Below are 20,814 nucleotides of genomic sequence, written 5' to 3' on the forward strand. Positions count from 1 at the left end.
CTTTCCCATGATGCAACGTCCTTTTCGTAATCGGCTTTTCTTCCTGCTGCTCCTGCTGGCTGCATCGGCCAGCAGCACGCCCGACCTGGTGGTACGCGGCCGCGTAGCCGGCCAGCAAGCCGGCAACCAGCCCCAGCCGCTGGCCTTTGCCAACATTGGCATCCGGGGCCGCAACGTGGGCACCACCGCCGACGAGGCGGGCCGGTTTCAGCTTAGCATTCCGGCTGCGCTTAGCCGCGACTCGGTTACGTTTTCGGCCCTGGGCTACTACGCCCGCACGGTGGCGGTGGCCACGCTGGCTGCCCACCCCGACACGCTGCTGGTGCTACCCGCCCGGCCCCAGGCCCTGCCCGATGTGTCGGTGAAGGCCGCGGGCCAGCCCCGGACGCAGGTGCTGGGCAAAACGCGGGGCAGTTCCGTGAGTGGCTTCGTGGTGGGCAAAGGCGGCGGGGCGGAAATTGCCCGGCTGATGCAGCCCCGTCGCTTCCCGGTCTTTCTCGACCAGACGCAGGTGTACATCACCCGCAACCAGGCCCCGTCTTTCCGGCTGCGCCTGCGCCTCTACGCCCGCGACCCCGCCACCGGCCGGCCCGGCGCCGACCTGCTCCACGAGAGTATTCTCATTGATTCCAGCCTCCGGCAGGGCTGGCTCACCACCGACCTGCGCTCCTACAACCTCCAGCTCACCGAGCCCTTTTTCGTGGCCTACGAGTGGCTGGAGGCCGACGTCAACAACCCGCGCATTGCCATTCAGGGGACCAGGGGCGACGGGGCCGTGTTTGCGCGCGCCGTAAGCCAGGGCCAGTGGGGGCCGGCCCACGACTTCAACTGGGTAATCAACGCGCAGGTCACGTCCTACGGCCCGGCCCAGTAACGCAGGCCTCTGCCAAGGCGTGTTCCCCACGGGCTGATGCAGGCACCGGAGCAGCGCGCAGCAGTCTTTACCACCTCGGAGGGTACGGCCTGGCCTTCGTGTTGCGTGTTGCAGCAGGCGTGGCTGCTGCGGCCCCCGCCGCTAGTGCTGCTGCCGGCCAAGGGTTGCACAACCGCAGGCAACGGTTGCCGCCTCGCCATCATCTAGCCTCCCGAACCTGGCTGCTGCGGCAGCTGCTACCCTTCAACACGTATGAACTCCTTTTTTTCCGCGCGCCGTTTTAGGCGCTGCCTGGCTGCGCTGTGCCTATCCGGCGGCCTCGTTGTAAGTGCCCAGGCTCAATCGGAGCCGGGCACGGTGGCGGGCCAGGCCCTCGATCAGGCCACCGGCCAGCCTCTGCCCTACGCCAGCGTAGGCGTGCTGGGGCGCCCGGTGGGCACCGTTGCCGACGCCGAAGGCCGCTTCCGGCTTGCCATTCCGGCCCAGTACAATCAGGATTCGCTCCGGATTTCGCTGGTCGGCTACCGGGCTTTTACTATGCCGGTGCGGGAGTTCCGGCGCCGCGTGTGCCCGGCCGCCGAAGCCGGCTGCGCGGTGGCGCTGGTGCCCGCTCCGCAAACCGCCCTGGCCGAAGTAAAGGTGCGCCCCGGCGGCCGGGCCGTGCGCCGGGTACTGGGCAACTCCAACAACTCGCAGTTTGCCTCCCAGCTGTTTGCCAGCAACGTGCTGGGCACCCAAATCGGGCAGCGCATCCGCATCAAACACCCGTCGATGCTGGAACAGGTGTCGTTCCACATCAACGAGTGCACTTACGACAGCGTGTTTTACCGCGTGAATGTGTACCGGCTCGGGCCCGACGGCCACCCCGATGAGCAGCGCAACGTGCTGCCCGAAGCCGTGTACGTGCGGCTGGCCAAGGCTCAGACCGCCGACCGAATCCGGGTTGACCTGAGCCGCTACCAGCTTTGGCTGGAGCCGGGCCAGGAGGTGGCCGTGTGCCTGGAGCTGGTGCGCGACCTGGGGCCCGGCCGGCTGCTGCTCACGGCCACCGTGCTGGGCGGGCCGCTGTTCGAGAAGCACGGCATTGCCGAAAGCTGGGAGAAAATTGGTGCTTTCGGCATGGGCATCGACGCCACCGTGACGGAGATACGCTAGCCGGGTTCCGGCTCCCCATTGCTACTTATCTAAGCATTCTTGCCTGCCTACAGCTGATTATGAGCCCGAATCAGTGCCATAAACTACTCCCGATAAGCATTGCCCACGGGCAGCAGGCAGTTGGCCGCCTGTACCCGGCCGCGCTCCACGTGCCACCGGTATTCTTTCAACCACCGCCCTCATTTATCCTACCAACGGCCGCCTACCCCCCATTACCGGGCCGGAGCGTCTTGTTCGGGTGGCTCAGCACCAGAAAGTAGAGCCGGAGGGGCTGTTGCAGGACTATTCCCGAACAGTGGTTGAATTTTGAATAGCCCTCCGGAGCGGGCAGCTAGTTTTACAGCATCCAACACCTTTTTCCAGGAGCAACCCACCTGGCGCTCCAGCTGTCCGGACGGCGGCGCCCCAGACCTGCCTGGTTGGCTTCTGCTTTTCTTCTTCACAAAAATTACGGCTTCGGGCAACGAATCAGGTTGCACTGCCATCTACCCCTTCCGAAACCCTGCTGCTGGCTCAGCAGCTCCTTCCCCTCCTGTCGCGTATGAAAACCCTCTTTACCCGCTGCTACGAGCAGCGCCTGGCCGCGCTTTGCCTTTTTGCCGGCCTTTCCTGGAGCGCCCAAGCCGCTCCTACTGGTCCGGCCGGCAGCGTGCTTACCCTCACGGGCCAGGTTATCGACGCCTCCACCCACGAGCCGGTGCCTTATGCCAGCTTGAGCGTGGCCGGCACCCCGGCTGGCACCGTAGCCGACGCCCTGGGCCGCTTTCAGCTGAAAGTGCCGGCGCAGTATAGCCACGATTCGCTGCGCGTGGTGCTGGCGGGCTACCGCACGTATACGGCCTCGGTGCAGGATTTTCAGCAGCAGGCCTGCCCCACTGAAGCGCCGTGCGTAGTAGCGCTGGTGCCCCAGCCAGTGCAGCCTGCCGACGTAGCCCAGCCGGCCGGCCGCGTCGTGCGCCGCACGCTCGGCAACGCCGATTATCTGCAAACCGTGCCGCAGCTTTTTCCGGGCAATGCGCCGGGCATCCAGGTAGGCCAGCCCATCCGCGTGAAGCGCCGGGCCCAGCTTGAGGAAGTGTCGTTTCTGGTGGCGCGCTGCACCTACGAGTATGCCTTCTTCCGCCTGAATGTATACCCGCTGGCCGCCGATGGCCGCCCCAACGAGCAGCGCCACCTATTGCCCGCACCCGTGTACGTGCGCGTAGACCGCAGCGAGCAAGCCCAGCGCGTACGCCTGGACCTGCGCCAGTACGGCCTGACGCTGGAGCCGGGCCAGGAGGTAGCCGTGTGCCTGGAGCTGGTGAGCAAGCCAGGCTCTGGGGAGCTGGAGCTTACCAACACCGCTGCCAACGGGTTCCTGCTCGAGAAATACAGCGCCTCCGGCCCCTGGACGAAAGTAGATAACTACGGCGCCGGCATTGCCGCTACCGTGACTGAACTACGCTAGCCGCTGCCGGCTGCTCACTGCACTGCCAGCACCTTCCCAATGATACAGCTGGCGCAGCCCGGCCGCGTCCGTCGCCTCCGACAAATGGCAAAACCGGGGCTTTTCACGGCCGTTTCCGGGCCGTTGGTTGAATAGCCGCGCTGCTGTATTACGGCTTAACCATATTGCTGACGCTCGGCGGCTTACGGTTTATCGGTGCCACTGGAATCTTCCTCCATGTTTCCCCACGCGGCGGGCTACGCTGGCCCCGGCGCTTCTTCCTCCCTTACCCCCTTTGCTCATGGCCCTCGTCATCGAAAACCTCTCGAAAACCTACCCCAATGGCACGCAGGCACTGAAAAATGTGTCGCTCACCATTCCCACGGGCATGTTTGGCCTGCTGGGTCCCAACGGGGCCGGCAAAAGCTCCCTGATGCGCACCATTGCCACCCTGCAAGACGCCGACACCGGCTCCATCATGCTGGACGACATCGACGTGCTGCGCGAAAAAGAGGCCGTGCGGCGGGTGCTGGGCTACCTGCCCCAGGAGTTTGGGGTGTACCCCAGCGTGAGTGCCGAGGAGCTGCTCGACCATTTTGCCACCCTCAAAGGCATTGCCAGCGCCAAGGAGCGCCGGGAGATGGTGGCGGCCCTGCTGCACCAAACCAACCTCTACGACGTGCGCAAAAAACACGTGGGCGGCTACTCCGGCGGCATGAAGCAGCGCTTCGGCATTGCCCAGGCCCTGCTCGGCAACCCCCGCCTCATCATCGTGGACGAGCCCACGGCCGGCCTCGACCCGGCCGAGCGCAACCGCTTCCACAACCTGCTGTCGGAAATCGGGGAAAACCTGGTGGTGATTCTGAGCACCCACATCGTGAGCGACGTGTCGGATTTGTGCCGCCACATGGCCATCATCAACAAGGGCGAGGTGCTGCTCACCGGCGACCCGCTCACGGTGATGAACGACCTGAAGGGCCGGGTGTGGAAAAAGCTAATTGAGAAAGCCGAGCTGCCGGCCTTGCAGGCCCGCGAGCAGGTTATCAGCTCGCGCCTATTTGCGGGCAAAACCGTGGTGCACGTGCTGGCCGACACCGCCCCGGACAGCGGCTTCGAGGCCGTGGAGCCCGACCTGGAAGACGTGTATTTCGCGGAGATTAAGAATTATGAGTTAAAAAGTAAAAATGGCCTGCCTGTGCTGTAAGGCCTGTTTTTCGTTGGCTAGAACGGCCAATTGTTAATTTTTAATTCATAATTTTTAATTGCCCCCATGTTTCTTCCCATACTTCTTTTCGAGCTGAAGTACCGCCTGCGGCGCCCGGCCACGTGGATTTACTTTTTCATCCTCTTTTTGATGGGCTTTTTGCTCGTCACGGCGGCTGGTGGCGGGTTTGGCACGGGCGTCAACGTGAGCATCGGCGGCGACGGGCAGGCGGTGAAAATCAACGCGCCATATTCGGTGTCCATCACCGTGGCCGTGCTCAGCGTGTTCGGCATCATCATCGCCTCGTCGCTCATGGGCAACCCCGTGTACCGCGACTTTGAGCACCGCACCCACGCCCTCTTCTACACCACGCCCCTCAGCAAGCTGGGCTACCTGGGCGGGCGTTTTCTGGGCTCCTACCTCATTGCCGTGCTTGTGTTCAGCGGCATTGGCTTCGGGGCGGGCCTGGCCAGCATTATGCCCTGGCTGAAGGCCGACCGGTTTTTGGCTAGCACCCCCCTGGGCACCTACGTGTGGCCCTACCTGACGCTGGTGCTGCCCAACCTGCTGTTTACGGGCGCGATTTTCTTTACCATGGCCACGCTTACGCGCAACATCCTGAGCACCTACATCGGGGCCGTGCTCTTGCTGGTGGGCTATCTGATTTCGACGGCTTTTCTGGAAGACCTCAAAAACGAGCACCTGGTAGCGGCGCTGGACGCGTTTGGCTTGTCGGCCCTGAACTTCACGACCCGCTACTGGACTTCGGCCGAGAAAAACACCCTGCTGCTGCCGCTGTCCAGCTACGTGCTCCTGAACCGGGCCGTGTGGCTGGGCGTGGGGGCGGCCCTGCTGGCGTTCTGCTACGCCCGGTTCCGGTTTGCGGCCCTGGCCTCGGAAAAGGCGCCCAAAAAGTCGCGCCGGCGGGCCGACAGCCTGGCCAGCCGCCTGGGCGCTGGGCCGGGCGCCGAGCTGACCGAAGCCCTGCCCGGCGGGCTGCGCCTGCCGCGGGTAAGCCAGGTGTTTTCGGGCGGCATGAGCTTGCGCCAGTGGTGGAGCCTGACCAAGCTGGAGTTTCGCGGCATCGTGCGCAGCCGCTACTTCGCGGCCATTGCCGGCGCGGGCGTCATTTTCCTGCTGGCCAATTCCTCACAGGTCGGCAAAACCTTCGACACGCCCACGTTTCCGGTTACTACCGAGGTAATTGACCTTACGCTGGGCTCGTTTTTCCTGTTTCAGCTGGCCATCATCATCTTCTACAGCGGGGAGCTGGTGTGGCGGGAGCGGCAGGCCGGCGTGGCCCAGATTGCCGACGCCGTGCCGGTGCCCAGCTGGGTGCCGTTCTTGAGCAAGCTGATGGCCCTGTGGCTGGTGCAGGTGGTGCTGCTGGCCGTAGTCATGCTGTGCGGCATGGTGATTCAGACCTTCAAAGGCTACTTCAACTACGAAATCGGCCTCTACCTGCGGGCCCTGTTCCTGTACCAGCTGCCCTTCCTCATGCTGATGTGCGTGCTGGCTATGGTGACGCAAGTGGTGGTCAACAACAAGTACCTGGGCTTTGCGGTGATGGTGGTGTACTACGTGGCCAACATTTTCCGTGGGCAGCTGGGGCTGGGGCACCGGCTGCTGGGCTTCGGGGGCGGCGCCAGCCCCGGCCCCTACTCGGCCATGAACGGCTACGGCCACTTCCTGCCCGCCTTCTGGTGGACCAAGCTGCTGTGGGCGGGCGTGGCTTTGCTCCTGATTCTGGCTGCTACCCTGCTTTGGGTGCGCGGCACCGATGCCACCGGCCGCCTGCGCGAGGCCCGGCGGCGCTGGAGCCCGGCCAATACCGCCACGCTGGCGCTGGGCCTGCTCATCAGCCTGGGCACGGGCGCGTTTATCTTCTACAACACCAACGTGCTGAACGAGTACCGCACGCCCAAGGAAAACGAAAAGCGCCAGGTAGCCTACGAAAAGCAGTACCGCCGCTACAAAGACGTGCCCCAGCCGCGCATCACGGCCGTGGACCTGAACACCGACATCTACCCCAGCATCCGGGCCGTGCGGTTCCGGGGGCAGTTTACGCTGGTGAATAAGCGGCCCGAAGCCCTGGATTCGGTGATTGTGAACCTGCCCGTGGAGCTGAACCCCCGAGTGCGCAGCCTGGCCCTGGGCGCGCCCGGCCAAGCCACGCTGGCCCTCAACGACACCACCTTCGGCTTCCGCATCTACCGCCTGGCCCAGCCCCTGGCTCCCGGCGACTCCTTGCCGCTCACGCTGGACTTCTACTACCAGGAGCGCGGCTTCCCGAATGCCAATTCCAACACCGACCTGGTGTACAACGGCACCTTCCTCAACAGCGGCTACCTGCCCGGCCTGGGCTACCGCGAAGAAGCCGAATTGGGCGGCGACCAGGACCGCAAAAACTACGGCCTCCGGCCCAAGCCCCGCATGGCCAAGGTCAACGACTTGAAGGCCCGCCAAAACACCTACATCAGCTCCGACGCCGACTGGATTCGCTTCCGCGCCACCGTCAGCACCGAGACCGACCAAACGGCCATTGCGCCCGGCTACCTCAAGAAAGAGTGGACTCAGGATGGCCGCCGCTACTTCACCTACGTGATGGACCGGCCCATGCTCAACTTCTACACCTTTATGTCGGCCCGCTACAAAACGTACGCCGATAAGTGGGTGGATACGGCCGGGCGCCGCACCATTCCCATTACCATCTACTACCAGCCCGGCCACGAGTACAACCTCAAGCGCATGGCCGAGGGCGCCAAAGATGCCCTGACGTACTGCTCGCGCAACTTCTCACCCTACCAGCACCAGCAGCTGCGCATTCTGGAGTTTCCGCAGTACCAGCAGTTTGCGCAGGCCTTTGCCAACACGGTGCCGTTTTCGGAGGGCATTGGGTTCGTGGCCGACGTGGACGATGACGACCCCGAGGACCTGAACTACCCCTACTACGTGACGGCCCACGAGGTAGCGCACCAGTGGTGGGCCCACCAGGTAATCGGCGGCCGGGTGCAGGGCAGCACCCTGATGTCGGAAAGCATGGCCGAATACTCGGCCCTGATGGTGCTGGCCCACCACAACGGCCCCACCACCATGCAGCGCTTCCTGAAGTTCGACATGAACCGCTACCTGCAAGGCCGGGCCTTCGAGCAAAAGAAAGAAGTGCCGCTGGCTCTGGTCGAAAACCAGCAGTACATCCACTACCGCAAAGGCTCGGTGGTGATGTACGCCCTGCAGGACTACCTGGGCGAGGCGCTGGTGAACGGGGCCCTGAAAAAGTACGTGGCCGCCGTGGCCTTCCAGCAGCCGCCCTACACCAACTCGCCGGAGTTTATCAGCTACCTGCGCCAGGCCGCGCCCGACTCGCTCCAGCCCTACCTGACCGATGCCTTTGAGCGCATCACCCTCTACGACAACCGCGTGACGGACGCCTCGGTCAAAAAGCTGCCTAGCGGTAAGTATCAGGTAGATTTCACGGTGAAGTCGGCCAAGTTCTACGCCGACAGCCTCGGCAACCAGAAGCCCGCTGACCAAACCCGCGACGCGCTGCCGGTGGCCATCTTCCCGGAGCTGGGCAAAGACAAAAAGCCCGTGCCGCCCCTGCTGCTCGTGAAGCGCCGCCTGCGCCCCGGCGACAATAAGCTGAGCTTCGTGGTGGCCCAGAAGCCCGCCTCCGTAGCCGTCGACCCCTACAACATGATTATCGACCGCCAACTCGACGACAATGTGAAAGACGTGAAGCTGTAGCGCAGGCTTCCGCCTGCCGCTCATGTACTCTCCCGGCAGGCCAGCACGCTACCCAGACCTAAACGCAAGCAGCGGCAACTGAATCTTCAGTTGCCGCTGCTTGCGTTTTCGAGGTATAATTCAGCCGTTCGGCCCTGCGGCTATTCACGTAGCCCTGACTGCTCTACGCCGCTACCGGGCGGGCCCGCGCCGTGCCGCTGCTTTCCACGGGCGTGATGCGCAGCTCCAACTTCTGCTGGCCCCGCAGCACGGTCAGGAACTGAAACAGGCCGATTTTCTCCTGAGTGAGCAGCCGAAACAGGTCGTCGGAGTTTTGCACGGGCTGGTCGGCGAAGGCCACGATGAAGTCGCCTTCGCGCAGGCCGGCGGCCTGGGCGGGCGTGCCAGGCTCCACGCTCACCACAAACAAGCCCTTTCTGGTGGGCAGCTGATGAAAGTTGATGACGCGCGGGTTGAGGCTGACTTCCTGAGTCATCAGCCCCAGGTAGGCCCGGCGCACCCGGCCTTCGCGCAGCAAGGCCGGCAGAATAGCCGTGGCCGTGTTGATGCCGATGGCAAAGCACAGCCCCTGCGCCCCGCAGATGGTAGCCGTGTTCACGCCCACCACGCGGCCGTCGGCGTCGATGAGCGGGCCGCCGGAGTTGCCAGGGTTCAAGGCGGCGTCGGTTTGCAGGATGTTGTCGATGAGGCGGCCGGTTTCGGTGCGCAGCGTGCGGCCCAGGGCACTCACCACCCCGCTCGTGACGGTGTGCTGAAAACCGTAAGGGTTGCCGATGGCCACTACCAGCTGCCCGATTTGCACCTGGCCGGAGTCGCCGAGGCGGGCGGCGGGGTAACCGCTGGCCGGCGTGTGCAGCAGGGCCAGGTCCGAGTCGGGGTCTTCGCCCACGAGCGTGGCCGGGTGCTCGGCCCCATCGGCGAAGGTGATGCGGATTTCCTCGGCTCCGTGTACCACGTGGGAGTTGGTGAACAGGTAGCCATCCGAAGAAAACAAAAAGCCCGACCCGGAGCCCGCCGGGGCCAGCTTGCCTTGCTTGGTGCGCTTCCGCACGTCAATCTTCACGACGGAATGCTTGGCCGCTTCCACGGCCGAAATAATGAGTTGCGAATACGAGTCCATGAGTGTTGGCGCTGAGTAATACATGAGGCCGCAGCGCCAAACGAGGGTGAGGATAGAACTTCCAGCGTTTCTATAGACAAGCCGTTTGCCGATACCAGGGCAGCCTCGCCGCTGAGCCTACAAGAAGCTCGCCACTAGACACTTACCTGACAGGATGACGGAGCACCGGCCCCGCGGCTCTGCCGGCCCGCTCCGCGCCCAAGTCGTAACGAAAACCTTACCGGCCGTAGTCAAATTTATAGTTCAGATTGCATTGGTGGTAATATTCCCGTTACTTACCGTTGTGCGGTGTTTGCCTTGCTGAGTCTTCTGGTGTTGGTTGGCATTCAGCAGCTTATATATAGGCTCGCTCGGTTTTGCGCTGTTGCCCCGCACAGTGTCTGCTCCTTTGTCATCCTCAATTCCCACTTGTTGGTTATGGAAAAGAACACGTACGACGCCATTGTTATTGGCTCGGGTATTTCGGGCGGCTGGGCGGCCAAGGAATTGACGGAAAAAGGCCTGAAAACCATCATGTTGGAGCGGGGCCGCAACATCGAGCACGTCAAGGACTACGTGAACACCCCCAAAGCGCCCTGGGACTTTCCGCACCGCGGCGGCCGCACCCAGCAGATGATAGCCGACTATCCCGTGCTCAAGCGCGACTATCCGCTCAACGAAACCAACCTCGACTACTGGGTCCGGGACTGGGAAAGCCCCTACGTGGAGGTGAAGCCCTTCGACTGGTTCCGGGGCTACCACGTGGGCGGCCGCTCCCTGATGTGGGGGCGGCAGTCGTACCGCTTGAGCGAGTACGACTTTGAAGCCAACGCCAAGGACGGCATTGCCGTGGACTGGCCCATCCGCTACCGGGACCTGGCCCCGTGGTACAGCTACGTCGAGAAGTTTGCCGGCATCAGCGGCTCCCGCGAGGGCCTGCCCCAGCTGCCCGACGGCGAGTTTATGCCGCCCATGGAGATGAACGTGGTGGAAAAAGACGTGGCGGCCCGCCTCAAAAAGGCCTACCAGCACCGCCGCATGATTATCGGGCGCACGGCCAACATCACCCAGCCCCACCACGGCCGCACCAACTGCCAGTACCAGAACAAGTGTTGGCTGGGCTGCCAGTTTGGGGCCTACTTCAGTACCCAGTCGTCTACGCTGCCCGCGGCCGTGGCTACGGGCAACCTCACGCTGCGGCCGTTTTCCATCGTCACGCGCATCCTCTACGACAAAGACCGGAAGCGGGCCACGGGCGTGGAGGTGCTCGACGCGCAAACCAACCAGACCTACGAGTACTTCGCCAAGGTGATTTTCCTGAATGCCTCGGCTCTGAACTCGGCCTGGGTGCTGCTCAACTCGGCTACCGACGTGTGGCCCGGCGGCCTGGGCAGCAGCAGCGGTGAGCTGGGCCACAACCTCATGGACCACCACTTCCGGGTGGGGGCCTCGGGCGAGGCCGAGGGCTTCGACGACAAATACGTGTACGGCCGCCGGGCCAACGGCATCTATATCCCGCGCTACCGCAACCTGTTCGGCGACCGGCGCGACTACGTGCGCGGCTTCGGCTACCAGGGCGGCGCCGGCCGCGAAGGCTGGGCCCGCGAAATCCCGGAGTTGAGCATCGGGGCCGACTTCAAGGACACCCTCACCGAGCCCGGCCCCTGGACCATGGGCCTGACCGGCTTCGGCGAAACCCTGCCCTACCACGACAACCGCGTAACCCTGGACAAGACCAAGAAAGACAAGTGGGGCCTGCCGGTGCTAGCCATCGACGCTACCATTCGGGAAAACGAGCTGAAAATGCGCGTCGATATGATGAAGGACGCCCAGGAGATGCTGGAAAAGGCTGGTCTGAAGAATGTAAAGACTGAGAATGGCGGCTACGTGCTGGGCGGCGGCATCCACGAGATGGGCACCGCCCGCATGGGCCGCGACCCGAAAACGTCGGTGCTCAACAAGCACAACCAGGTATGGGACGCCCCCAACGTGTACGTCACCGACGGGGCCTGCATGACCTCCGCCGCCTGCCAGAACCCGTCGCTGACCTACATGGCCCTCACCGCCCGCGCCGCCGACCATGCGGTCAGTGAGCTGAAAAAGCAGAACGTCTAAGAAGGAGGTAACAAGTGACAAGTGACAGGTGACAACAAGAACGTCATACTGAGCTTGTCGAAGCATCTCTCCCGCTTCGTTGCAGTCATGTTGATTAGCCCGCGGTAGAGAGCTTGGCTTACGCCTTCCTTCGGTTCGACTGCGCCTCCGGCTACGCTCAGCATGACGGTCTACCTGTCACTTGTTACCTGTCACTTGTCACTTGTCACCATTTACCTCTTCACCTCATCACCCCACCACTATGAACCGAAGAGAAGCGCTGGCCCGCGTGGCCCTGATTATGGGCGGCACCGTCATTGGGGCCGATATGTTTCTGGCGGGCTGCTCCTCGCCTGCCAAAGAGGAAAAGACAGCTACGACTGAGGCCGCTAAGCCCCAGGAAAACTCTTTCCTAACTACCCGCCAGGTGGAGCTGCTCGACGAAGTGGGCGAAACCATTCTGCCCGCTACTAAGACGCCCGGCGCCAAGGCGGCCCAGGTGGGTAGCTTTATGGCCGTGATGGTGCGCGACTGTTACACGCCCGAAGACCAGAAAATCTTCCTGGCGGGTCTCACCCAGCTCGAGCAGCGCTGCCAGAAGCAGCACGGCAAGTCGTTCATGGCCTGCACCCCGGCCCAGCGCACCGCCCTGCTCACCCAGCTCGATAAGGAGCAAAAGGACTTCACCGACCACAAGCGCCCCGACGACCCCAGCCAGTACTTCCGCATGATGAAGCAGCTCACCCTGCTGGGCTTTTTCACCTCGGAAGTGGGCGCCACCAAAGCCCTGCGCTACCTGCCCGTGCCCGGCCGCTACGACGGCGACTTTCCCTACAAAAAAGGCGACCGGGCCTGGGCTACCAGTTAAGTCAGCGGAGGGGCGCGTCGCACGCGCCCGGCTGCTTGAACGCCCCCAGCTGGTTGTCATGCCGAGCAGCGCGAGGAATCTGAATCGCGGATTAAACGGATTAGTAGGATTACACGGATTTTGGTTACATCACTTTCAACTGGCTACCTTATCAGCAAAATCCGTGCAATCTGATAAATCCGCTTAATCCGCGATTCAGATTCCGCGCTGCCTTCGGAATGACGTTCATCTAAACAGCATCAGCAACGACCGGGCGCGTGCGACGCGCCCCTCCGCCGCTCTACCCCACCTCAATCTTCCTGCTTATGACTCCCGCGGTCCGCTTCAAATTGTCGGTGATGATGTTCCTGGAGTTCTTCATCTGGGGGGCGTGGTTTGTGACCTTGGGCACTTACCTGCTGAAGACGCTGCAAACTACCGGCACGCAGGTAGGGGCGGCGTTTCTTACCCAGTCTATCGGGGCCATTGTGGCGCCGTTCATCATCGGGCTGATTGCGGACCGTTTTTTCTCGGCCCAGAAGATTCTGGGGGTGTTGCACCTGGCCGGCGCGGCGCTGCTGTGGCTGGCCGCCTCCGCCGCCGACTTCAGCGCCTTTTACCCCTTGATTCTGGTGTACATGGTGGTGTACATGCCCACGCTGGCCCTGGTGAACTCTATTTCGTTTCGGCAGATGCGCGACCCGCAAAAGGAATTTGCCCCGATTCGGGTGCTGGGCACGCTGGGCTGGATTGTGGCGGGCCTGACTATCGGGTGGCTGAACTGGGAGCAGGCCAACCGCCTGGACCTCACCTTTAAGATGGCGGCCGGCGCCTCGGCCCTGCTGGGCGTGTTTAGCTTCACGCTGCCCGCCACGCCGCCCATCCGCCGGGCCGGCCCCGCCACCGTGGGCCAACTGCTGGGCCTGGAAGCCATTGGGCTGCTGCGCAACCGCTCCTACCTGATTTTCTTCCTGGCTTCGGTGGCCATCTGCGTGCCGCTTTCCTTCTACTACGGCTTTACCAACCCCTTTCTTAATGAAGCGGGCCTAAAGTCGGCGGCGGGTGTGCAGAGCCTGGGGCAGGTGTCGGAGGTGCTGTTCATGCTCCTGATTCCGTTCTTCTTCGTCCGGCTCGGCGTGAAGAAGATGCTGGCCATTGGGATGCTGGCCTGGGTGGTGCGTTACTTGTTCTTCGCCTACGGCAACGGCGGCTCGGCCTACTGGCTGCTGATTGCGGGCATTGTGCTGCACGGCATCTGCTACGATTTCTTTTTCGTCACGGGCCAGATTTACACCGACAAGCTGGCCGGCGAACAGTCGAAAAGCGCAGCTCAGGGCTTTATCACGCTGGCTACCTACGGGGTTGGGATGCTCATCGGTTCCCTGCTTTCGGGCCGGGTGGTGGATGCCTACCAGCTGGCGCCCAACCAGCACGACTGGCAAACCATCTGGCTGATTCCGGCGGCCATTGCCGCAGCGGTGCTGGCGGTGTTCCTGCTCCTGTTCCGGGACCAGCCCGCCCCCGCCCCGGCCGAGGAAATCAGCTTCGCGGAAGCCAACGCCCGGCTGGAAGTGTAGAGACGCAACAGTTGGAGTCTCCTCGTCCGCGCCATCAGGAATCGTTCTACCAACATCGTTCAATGAGAGACGCAAGATATTGCGTCTCTACACCTTCCAACCTTTCACCTCTGCACCCTAACTCTACCACCCCTGCATGAAACTACGACTCGGCATGATTGGCGGCGGGCCCGGCGCGTTTATCGGGGCGGTGCACCGCCACGCCGCCGCCCTTGATGGCATGTACGAGCTGACGGCCGGCGCCTTCAGCGCCGACGCCGAGAAGTCGCGGGCTATGGGCGGGCTGCTGGGTCTGGCGCCGGAGCGGGTGTACGGCTCGTATCAGGAGCTGATCGGCCAGGAAAGGCAGCGGCCCGAGGCCGAGCGGGTGCAGGTTATCAGCATCGTCACGCCCAACCACGTGCACTTCGACCCGGCCCGGCTGGCCCTGGAAAACGGCTTCCACGTCATCCTGGATAAGCCCATGACCTTCTCGCTGGCCGAGGCCCGGCAGCTGGCCGATGTGGCCGAGGCCAGCGGCTGCCTGCTCTGCCTCACGCACACCTACACCGGCTACCCCATGATCAAGGAAGCCCGGCAGCTGGTGGCCGCGGGCACGCTGGGCCCCATCCGCAAGGCCTACGTGGAGTACCCGCAGGGCTGGCTCAGCGGCCCCGAGGAAAGCACCGCTAACAAGCAGGCCGCCTGGCGCACCGACCCTGCCCGCAGTGGTGCGGCCGGCGCCATGGGCGACATCGGCACCCACGCCTTCAACCTGCTGGAGTACGTGACGGGTCTGCCCGTGGTGCGCCTCTGCGCCGACCTGAACACCGTGGTGCCCGGCCGCCGCCTCGACGACGACGGGGCCGTGCTGCTGCGGCTCAGCAACGGGGCCAGCGCCGTGCTCACGGCCACCCAGATTGCGGCCGGCGAGGAAAACAACCTGCGCGTGCGGGTGTACGGCGAGCTGGGCGGCCTGGAGTGGCAGCAGGCTGATGCCAACACCCTGCTGGTGAAGTGGCTCGACCGGCCAACTGAAATTCGCCGGGCTGGCACCGGTTACGTGGGTTCCTTGGCCCAACACAACACCCGTACCCCCGCCGGCCACCCGGAGGGCTACCTCGAAGCCTTTGCCAACCTCTACCGCAACTTCGCCCTGACCGTGCAGGCCCGGCTGGCGGGCCGCCCCGCCCCGCCCGAAGCCCTGGACTTTCCGGGCGTGGCGGAGGGCATCCGGGGCATGGCGTTTATTGAAAACGTGGTAGCTTCCAGCCAGTCACAGCAGAAATGGACCGAGTTTACCGTCTGACCCGCGCATGAAAACCATCCAGGGACCGGCCATCTTCCTGGCCCAGTTCATCGGCGACCAAGCCCCGTTCAATAGCCTGGCCGACATCTGCGCCTGGGCCGGTGGCCTAGGCTTCAAGGGCGTGCAGCTCCCGACCCTCGATCCGCGCTTCATCGACCTCCAGAAAGCCGCCGAAAGCCAGACCTACGCCGACGAGGTGCGCGGCACGGTGGAGGCGGCCGGGCTGGTCATCACCGAGCTTTCCACCCACTTGCAGGGGCAGCTGGTGGCGGTGCACCCGGCCTACGACCAGCTGTTCGACGGCTTTGCGCCGGCCGCCTACCGCCACAACCCCGCGGCCCGGCAGCAGTGGGCCGTGCAGCAGCTCCGGTACGCCGCCCAGGCCTCTCGCAACCTGGGGCTGCGGGCCCACGCCACGTTCAGCGGGGCGCTGGCCTGGCCTATGGTGTACCCCTGGCCCCAGCGGCCGGCGGGCCTGGTGGAGGAGGCGTTTGCCGAGCTGGGCCGACGCTGGCGCCCGATTCTGGATGAGTTTGACCGCTGCGGCGTGGACTTGTGCTACGAGGTGCACGCCGGCGAAGACCTGCACGACGGCGTGAGCTACGAGCGGTTTCTGGACCAGGTGCAGCAGCACCCGCGCGCCTGCCTGCTCTACGACCCCTCCCACTTCGTGCTGCAATGCCTCGACTACCTGGAGTACATCGACTTCTACCACGAGCGGATTCGGATGTTCCACGTCAAGGACGCCGAGTTCCGGCCCAACGGCCGGCAGGGCGTGTATGGCGGCTACCAGAGCTGGCTTGACCGGGCCGGCCGCTTCCGCTCCCTCGGCGACGGGCAGGTTGATTTCAAAGCCATTTTCAGCAAGCTCACCGCCTACGACTTCCCCGGCTGGGCCGTGCTGGAGTGGGAATGTGCCCTCAAACACCCCGAGGACGGGGCCCGGGAAGGCGCCCGGTTTATCCAGGACCACATCATCCGCGTCACCGACCATGCCTTTGATGACTTTGTTGCCACCCCGGCCGATTCGGCGTTCAACCGCACGCTACTAGGCTTATAATCATACATGCAGCTATGAAAAAACTCGTCCTTTTCCTTGGTCTGGCCGCCTCGCTCCTGGCCTGCGACACTGGTTCCCGACAGCAGCAGGCCGCTACCGAAGCTCCTACCGAGACGCCCAGCGTGGCCGAGGCGTCGTCGGAGGAGATGAACCGCGACAGTGCCTCGGGGCGCAACCTGGCCGCCGTGGCCCACCAGCCCCAAATTGATACGAGCGTGACCAAGCTCGGCACCGGCGCTACCGGCGGCACGGTGGCCAAGGGCGCGGCCCTGATAACCGCCTCAGACTGTACCACCTGCCACAAGGAGCGGGAACGGCTCATTGGCCCGGCCTACCTCGCCGTGGCCCAGCAGTACCCGAACTCGGAGGAGAACGTGAAGATGCTCGCCAGCAAGATTATCCAGGGCGGCAAAGGCAACTGGGGCGACATCCCCATGACGCCCCACCCCAACATTTCCGAGGCCGACGCCCGGGAAATGGCGCGGTATATTCTGGCGTTGAAGTAGGCCTTGGAGGTGTAGAGGCGCGTTGCACGCGCCCGGCCGTTGCTGCTGCCGACCGGGCAGCCTTTCGCTCCTCCAGCCAGTCGCTGTCCGGGCGACGCCGTGCATGACAGCGGCACCACATCTACATCCGGCTGAACAACCTCACCACATAACCGGGCGCGTGCGACGCGCCCCTACACCCTCCCGCCATGGCTCCTCCCCCAACCCGCCGGACGACCCTCAAATACCTGCTGGCCGGCACGGCTGCCGTGGGCGTGGCAGGCTCGCTCAGCACGTTGCTATCTTCCAAAAACGCATCCGCGCCGGCTATGCTCAAAAATAACCTCAAGCATTCGGTGTGCCGATGGTGCTTCCAGCACCTGTCGCTGGAGCAGCTCTGCGAAGCGGCCCGCGGCCTGGGCCTGACGGGCATCGACCTGGTAGGCCCCAAGGACTGGCCGACCTTGCAGAAATACGGCCTCGACTCGTCGATGTGCAACGGAGCGGAAATCAACCTCACCGACGGCTTCAACGACACCCGCTACCACACCACCCTGCTGAAAAACTACTCGGAGATGATTCCGCTGGTGGCCAAGGCCGGGTATAAGCAGCTGATTTGCTTTAGCGGCAACCGCCGCGGCATGAGCGACGAAACCGGCTGGGCCAACTGCGTGAAAGGCCTGACGCCCCTGCTGGCCCTGGCAGCCAAGCACAACGTGGTGCTGGTGATGGAGCTGCTCAACAGCAAAATCGACCACAAAGACTACCACTGCGACCGGACAGCCTGGGGCGTGGCTCTGGCTAAAAAGCTGGATTCGCCTCATTTCAAGCTGCTGTTCGACATCTACCACATGCAGATTGACGAGGGCGACGTGATTCGGAATATCACCGATAACCACGCCTACATTTCGCATTACCACACGGCCGGCGTGCCCGGTCGCCACGAAATCGACGAGACGCAGGAGTTGAACTACCCGGCCATCATGCGCGCCATCAAGGCCACCGGCTTCCGGGGCTACGTAGCGCAGGAGTTCGTCCCCACGCAAACCGACCAGCTGGCCGCCCTGCGCCAAGCCGTGCAGCTGTGCGACGTGTAGTTTTTTGAATATAAGTTGCTCAGAAAGTTGAAAGGGCGTCATGCTCTATCTGGCGTCCGCTTGCCGAAGCATCTCTCCCGCTTCGTCCTCACGAGTAGAATTAGCCAGCGGGAGAGATGCTTCGACTTCGCCTCCGGCTCCGCTCAGCATGACGTTCCGGTGTATTTGGGGCGACTTCCTATATAGCTTCTAGCCTACCCTTCATTGGTACTTCCACCACTAGTTCCTTTCCCATGATACAGCGCCGCACATTTCTCTATCAGGCTGGCTGGCTCACCGCCCTCTCGGTGCTGGCGCCGGGTCAGCTATTGGCCGCGCCGCCCGCGCGGAAAACCGGTTTGCAGCTATACACCTTGCGCGACTACATAAGCAAAGACGTGAAGGGCGTGCTGGCGAAAGTGGCTCAGGCCGGCTACCAGACGGTCGAAACCTACGGCTACAACCCGGAGGGCGGCGGGTTCTGGGGGCTGAGCGCGGCGCAGTTTGCGGCGGCCCTGAAAGCGCACGGCCTGACCACGTTCAGCGGCCACTACGACACGGGCCGCTACTTCCGCGAGGGTAATCTGGACCTGCTCAAGCCCTACCTGGAGGCCGCCAAGGCTTGCGGCCAGGCCTACGTGGTGGTACCTTACCTCGACGAGCAGGTACGGACCTCGCCCGACGCCTTCAAGGCCATTGCCGAGAAGCTGAACCGGGCGGGCGAGCTGTGCCGGGCCGCCGGCCTGCGCCTGGGCTACCACAACCACGACTTCGAGTTCAAGCCCGTTGGCGGCACCACGCTCTACGAGGTGCTGCTGCGCGAAACCCAGCCCACGCTGGTAGAGTTTGAGCTGGACCTGTACTGGGCCGTGCGCGCCGGGCAGAATCCGCTGCAGCTGCTTCAGAAGCATCAGGGCCGCTTCCCGCTCTGGCACGTCAAAGACATGGACAAAACCCAGCCAGAGCGCAACACCGAGGTCGGCACCGGTTCCATCAACTTCCCGGAGCTGTTCAAACAAGCCGGCGCCACCGGGCTTAAGCAGGCGTTTGTGGAGCAGGAAAACTTTGCCATGGATGCCTACAAAAGCATAACCCAGAGCGCGGCGTACGTGAAAAAAAGACTGCTGTAAGAAGCAGCATTGTCCGGCGCGTGCGGGGTAGAGACGCAATAGCTGGAGTCTCGTCCGCGCCGTCAGGAATCGTTCTGCCAACATCTTGCAACCATGAGACGCAACATATTGCGTCTCTACCTCAGAAAACGGCCTCGATGATGCCGAGTACCACGTGGCCCACCTGAATCGACTATGCTTCTTTAGCTGAACACCCAAAAACAAGCCTCACCGCTAACCCCATCCGCTGCATGACTTTTCGCCTTACTCTTCTCGCCTTGCTGGCCGGCAGCTGGAGCTGCACTCATGCCCAATCCACCGCCAAGCCCGAGGACACCGAAGTGTGGGCGCCCGAGCCCAAGGTAGTGGCGCCGGGTCCGCCCGGTGGCGGGGCTGCCCCTGCCGATGCGCTGCTCCTCTTCGACGGCAAAAACCTCAATGAGTGGGTATCGACCGACAACCGCAACGCCCCGGCCGCGTGGACGGTGGCCGGGGGCGTGTTTACCGTGAACAAGGCCAGTGGCAACATCGAAACCAAGCGCCGCTTCGGCAGCTACCAGCTGCATCTGGAGTGGCGCATTCCGGCCGGCATCAGCGGTACGGGGCAGGCGCGGGGCAACAGCGGCGTGTTTCTGGCCTCCACCGGCGCCGGCGACCTGGGCTACGAGCTACAGATTCTGGATTCGTACCAGAACAAAACCTACGTCAACGGCATGGCCGGCAGCATCTATAAGCAGTACGCGCCCCTGGCCAACCCCGCCCGCCCCCCCGGCGAGTGGCAGACCTACGACATAGCCTGGACGGCCCCGACCTTCACGGCCGCCGGCGCACTGGCCACGCCGGCCAGGGTTACAGTATTTTTCAACGGCGTACTGGTGCAGAACAACGTGGCCTTGCTGGGCCCCACGCTCTACATCGGGGCCCCCTCCTACCAAGCCCACGGCCCAACTTCCATCAAACTGCAAGCCCACGGCGACAAGAGTGAGCCCATCAGCTTCCGCAACATCTGGGTGCGGGAGCTGCCAGCGGCGGCCAAGTAGCGGTTTAGGAGGCGTAAGCTACTGCCTTACTGCTCAGCTTAGATAGTATTTTACATACGGCTTATCTTAGCCTTATGAACCGTGCCTACGAAGAAATAATTGACTGGCTGGCGGGTGGCTTCACCCCCGCCGCGCTAGTAGCCTACCGCCCTTCGGAGGCGGTACGAGAGCGAGTGGCTGAGTTGGTCAGCAAAGAGAAAACCGAAGGCCTCACAGCCAACGAAGCCGAGGAGCTGACGCATTATTTACAACTCGAGCACCTACTACGGTTAGCCAAAGCCCGAGCCCGCACGAAGCTGGCCGCATGAGTCGTACCTACATCAGTGCAGAGTTACGACGTCATGTGGCCCTACGCGCTGAATTGCGCTGCGAATATTGCCGAATAGCGGAAGATGATACGGTATTCGGCTGCCAGGTTGACCATATTATTAGCGAGAAGCACGGTGGCCTTACTACTGCTGATAACTTGGCGTATGCCTGCACTTTCTGCAATCAGCATAAAGGCAGTGACATAGCTTCGCTCACTACTGATGGCAGCTTAGTTCGTCTATTCAATCCACGCATCGATAGCTGGCAAGAGCATTTTGCAATAGTCGGATTGTATATGCAAGCACGCACACCCGTAGCTGAAGCTACCATCCGATTACTTGGCTTCAACACGCCGGAGCGCGTACTAGAGCGCGAAGCCTTATCCAAATTAGGCCGATTTCCTTTCTGACCGCACTTTGATCAG

Annotated in this window: 17 protein-coding genes; 16 read left to right on the forward strand and 1 reads right to left on the reverse strand. The window is 63.1% G+C overall.

Going from position 1 to position 20,814, the window contains the following annotated elements:
* Positions 1 to 10 precede the first annotated feature (10 nt).
* From OIS53_RS11610 to OIS53_RS11630, 5 genes are all read left to right on the forward strand, one after another.
* Positions 11 to 874 carry a carboxypeptidase-like regulatory domain-containing protein gene (locus OIS53_RS11610; RefSeq protein ID WP_264678736.1) on the forward strand — a complete coding sequence of 288 codons (864 nt, stop codon included), beginning with the start codon at positions 11 to 13 and terminating at the stop codon, positions 872 to 874.
* 252 nt (positions 875 to 1,126) lie between these two features.
* Positions 1,127 to 2,029 carry a carboxypeptidase-like regulatory domain-containing protein gene (locus OIS53_RS11615; RefSeq protein ID WP_264678737.1) on the forward strand — a complete coding sequence of 301 codons (903 nt, stop codon included), beginning with the start codon at positions 1,127 to 1,129 and terminating at the stop codon, positions 2,027 to 2,029.
* Between the two features lie 541 nt (positions 2,030 to 2,570).
* Positions 2,571 to 3,476: a carboxypeptidase-like regulatory domain-containing protein gene (locus OIS53_RS11620; protein WP_264678738.1), complete on the forward strand. Its 906-nt coding sequence runs from the start codon at positions 2,571 to 2,573 to the stop codon at positions 3,474 to 3,476.
* Between the two features lie 280 nt (positions 3,477 to 3,756).
* Positions 3,757 to 4,659: an ABC transporter ATP-binding protein gene (locus OIS53_RS11625; RefSeq protein ID WP_264678739.1), complete on the forward strand. Its 903-nt coding sequence runs from the start codon at positions 3,757 to 3,759 to the stop codon at positions 4,657 to 4,659.
* A gap of 66 nt (positions 4,660 to 4,725) precedes the next feature.
* A complete protein-coding gene (locus tag OIS53_RS11630) occupies positions 4,726 to 8,406 on the forward strand; it encodes an ABC transporter permease/M1 family aminopeptidase (protein ID WP_264678740.1) in 3,681 nt (1,226 codons plus the stop codon).
* A gap of 163 nt (positions 8,407 to 8,569) precedes the next feature.
* On the opposite strand, the gene OIS53_RS11635 is transcribed toward OIS53_RS11630, so the two are convergent.
* A complete protein-coding gene (locus tag OIS53_RS11635) occupies positions 8,570 to 9,526 on the reverse strand; it encodes a S1C family serine protease (protein WP_264678741.1) in 957 nt (318 codons plus the stop codon).
* A gap of 417 nt (positions 9,527 to 9,943) precedes the next feature.
* Between OIS53_RS11635 and OIS53_RS11640 the strand changes: the two genes are divergently transcribed.
* From OIS53_RS11640 to OIS53_RS11690, 11 genes are all read left to right on the forward strand, one after another.
* On the forward strand, positions 9,944 to 11,620 hold the full coding sequence (locus OIS53_RS11640; protein WP_264678742.1) for a GMC oxidoreductase: 1,677 nt from the start codon (positions 9,944 to 9,946) through the stop codon (positions 11,618 to 11,620).
* 241 nt (positions 11,621 to 11,861) lie between these two features.
* On the forward strand, positions 11,862 to 12,467 hold the full coding sequence (locus tag OIS53_RS11645; protein WP_264678743.1) for a gluconate 2-dehydrogenase subunit 3 family protein: 606 nt from the start codon (positions 11,862 to 11,864) through the stop codon (positions 12,465 to 12,467).
* 305 nt (positions 12,468 to 12,772) lie between these two features.
* Positions 12,773 to 14,023, forward strand: coding sequence for a nucleoside permease (locus OIS53_RS11650; protein ID WP_264678744.1), 1,251 nt, complete (start codon positions 12,773 to 12,775; stop codon positions 14,021 to 14,023).
* 136 nt (positions 14,024 to 14,159) lie between these two features.
* The gene (locus tag OIS53_RS11655; RefSeq protein WP_264678745.1) at positions 14,160 to 15,311 is read left to right on the forward strand and encodes a Gfo/Idh/MocA family protein; all 1,152 of its coding nucleotides are present in this window, start codon (positions 14,160 to 14,162) and stop codon (positions 15,309 to 15,311) included.
* Between the two features lie 7 nt (positions 15,312 to 15,318).
* A complete protein-coding gene (locus tag OIS53_RS11660) occupies positions 15,319 to 16,371 on the forward strand; it encodes a sugar phosphate isomerase/epimerase family protein (protein ID WP_264678746.1) in 1,053 nt (350 codons plus the stop codon).
* 14 nt (positions 16,372 to 16,385) lie between these two features.
* Complete coding sequence (locus OIS53_RS11665; RefSeq protein WP_264678747.1) at positions 16,386 to 16,877, forward strand: c-type cytochrome; 492 nt, start codon at positions 16,386 to 16,388, stop codon at positions 16,875 to 16,877.
* A 188-nt stretch (positions 16,878 to 17,065) separates the two neighbouring features.
* Positions 17,066 to 17,953, forward strand: coding sequence for a hydroxypyruvate isomerase family protein (locus OIS53_RS11670; RefSeq protein WP_264678748.1), 888 nt, complete (start codon positions 17,066 to 17,068; stop codon positions 17,951 to 17,953).
* 233 nt (positions 17,954 to 18,186) lie between these two features.
* The gene (locus tag OIS53_RS11675) at positions 18,187 to 19,062 is read left to right on the forward strand and encodes a sugar phosphate isomerase/epimerase family protein (protein ID WP_264678749.1); all 876 of its coding nucleotides are present in this window, start codon (positions 18,187 to 18,189) and stop codon (positions 19,060 to 19,062) included.
* A 230-nt stretch (positions 19,063 to 19,292) separates the two neighbouring features.
* The gene (locus tag OIS53_RS11680) at positions 19,293 to 20,081 is read left to right on the forward strand and encodes a 3-keto-disaccharide hydrolase (RefSeq protein ID WP_264678750.1); all 789 of its coding nucleotides are present in this window, start codon (positions 19,293 to 19,295) and stop codon (positions 20,079 to 20,081) included.
* A 74-nt stretch (positions 20,082 to 20,155) separates the two neighbouring features.
* Positions 20,156 to 20,389 (forward strand): hypothetical protein, encoded by a 234-nt coding sequence (locus OIS53_RS11685; RefSeq protein WP_264678751.1) that lies wholly within the window; start codon positions 20,156 to 20,158, stop codon positions 20,387 to 20,389.
* Positions 20,386 to 20,799, forward strand: coding sequence for an HNH endonuclease (locus tag OIS53_RS11690; RefSeq protein ID WP_264678752.1), 414 nt, complete (start codon positions 20,386 to 20,388; stop codon positions 20,797 to 20,799). Before OIS53_RS11685 ends, OIS53_RS11690 begins: the two co-directional genes overlap by 4 nt.
* The last annotated feature ends 15 nt before the right edge of the window (positions 20,800 to 20,814 follow it).

Source organism: Hymenobacter sp. YIM 151500-1, assembly GCF_025979885.1.
Classification (GTDB): domain Bacteria; phylum Bacteroidota; class Bacteroidia; order Cytophagales; family Hymenobacteraceae; genus Hymenobacter.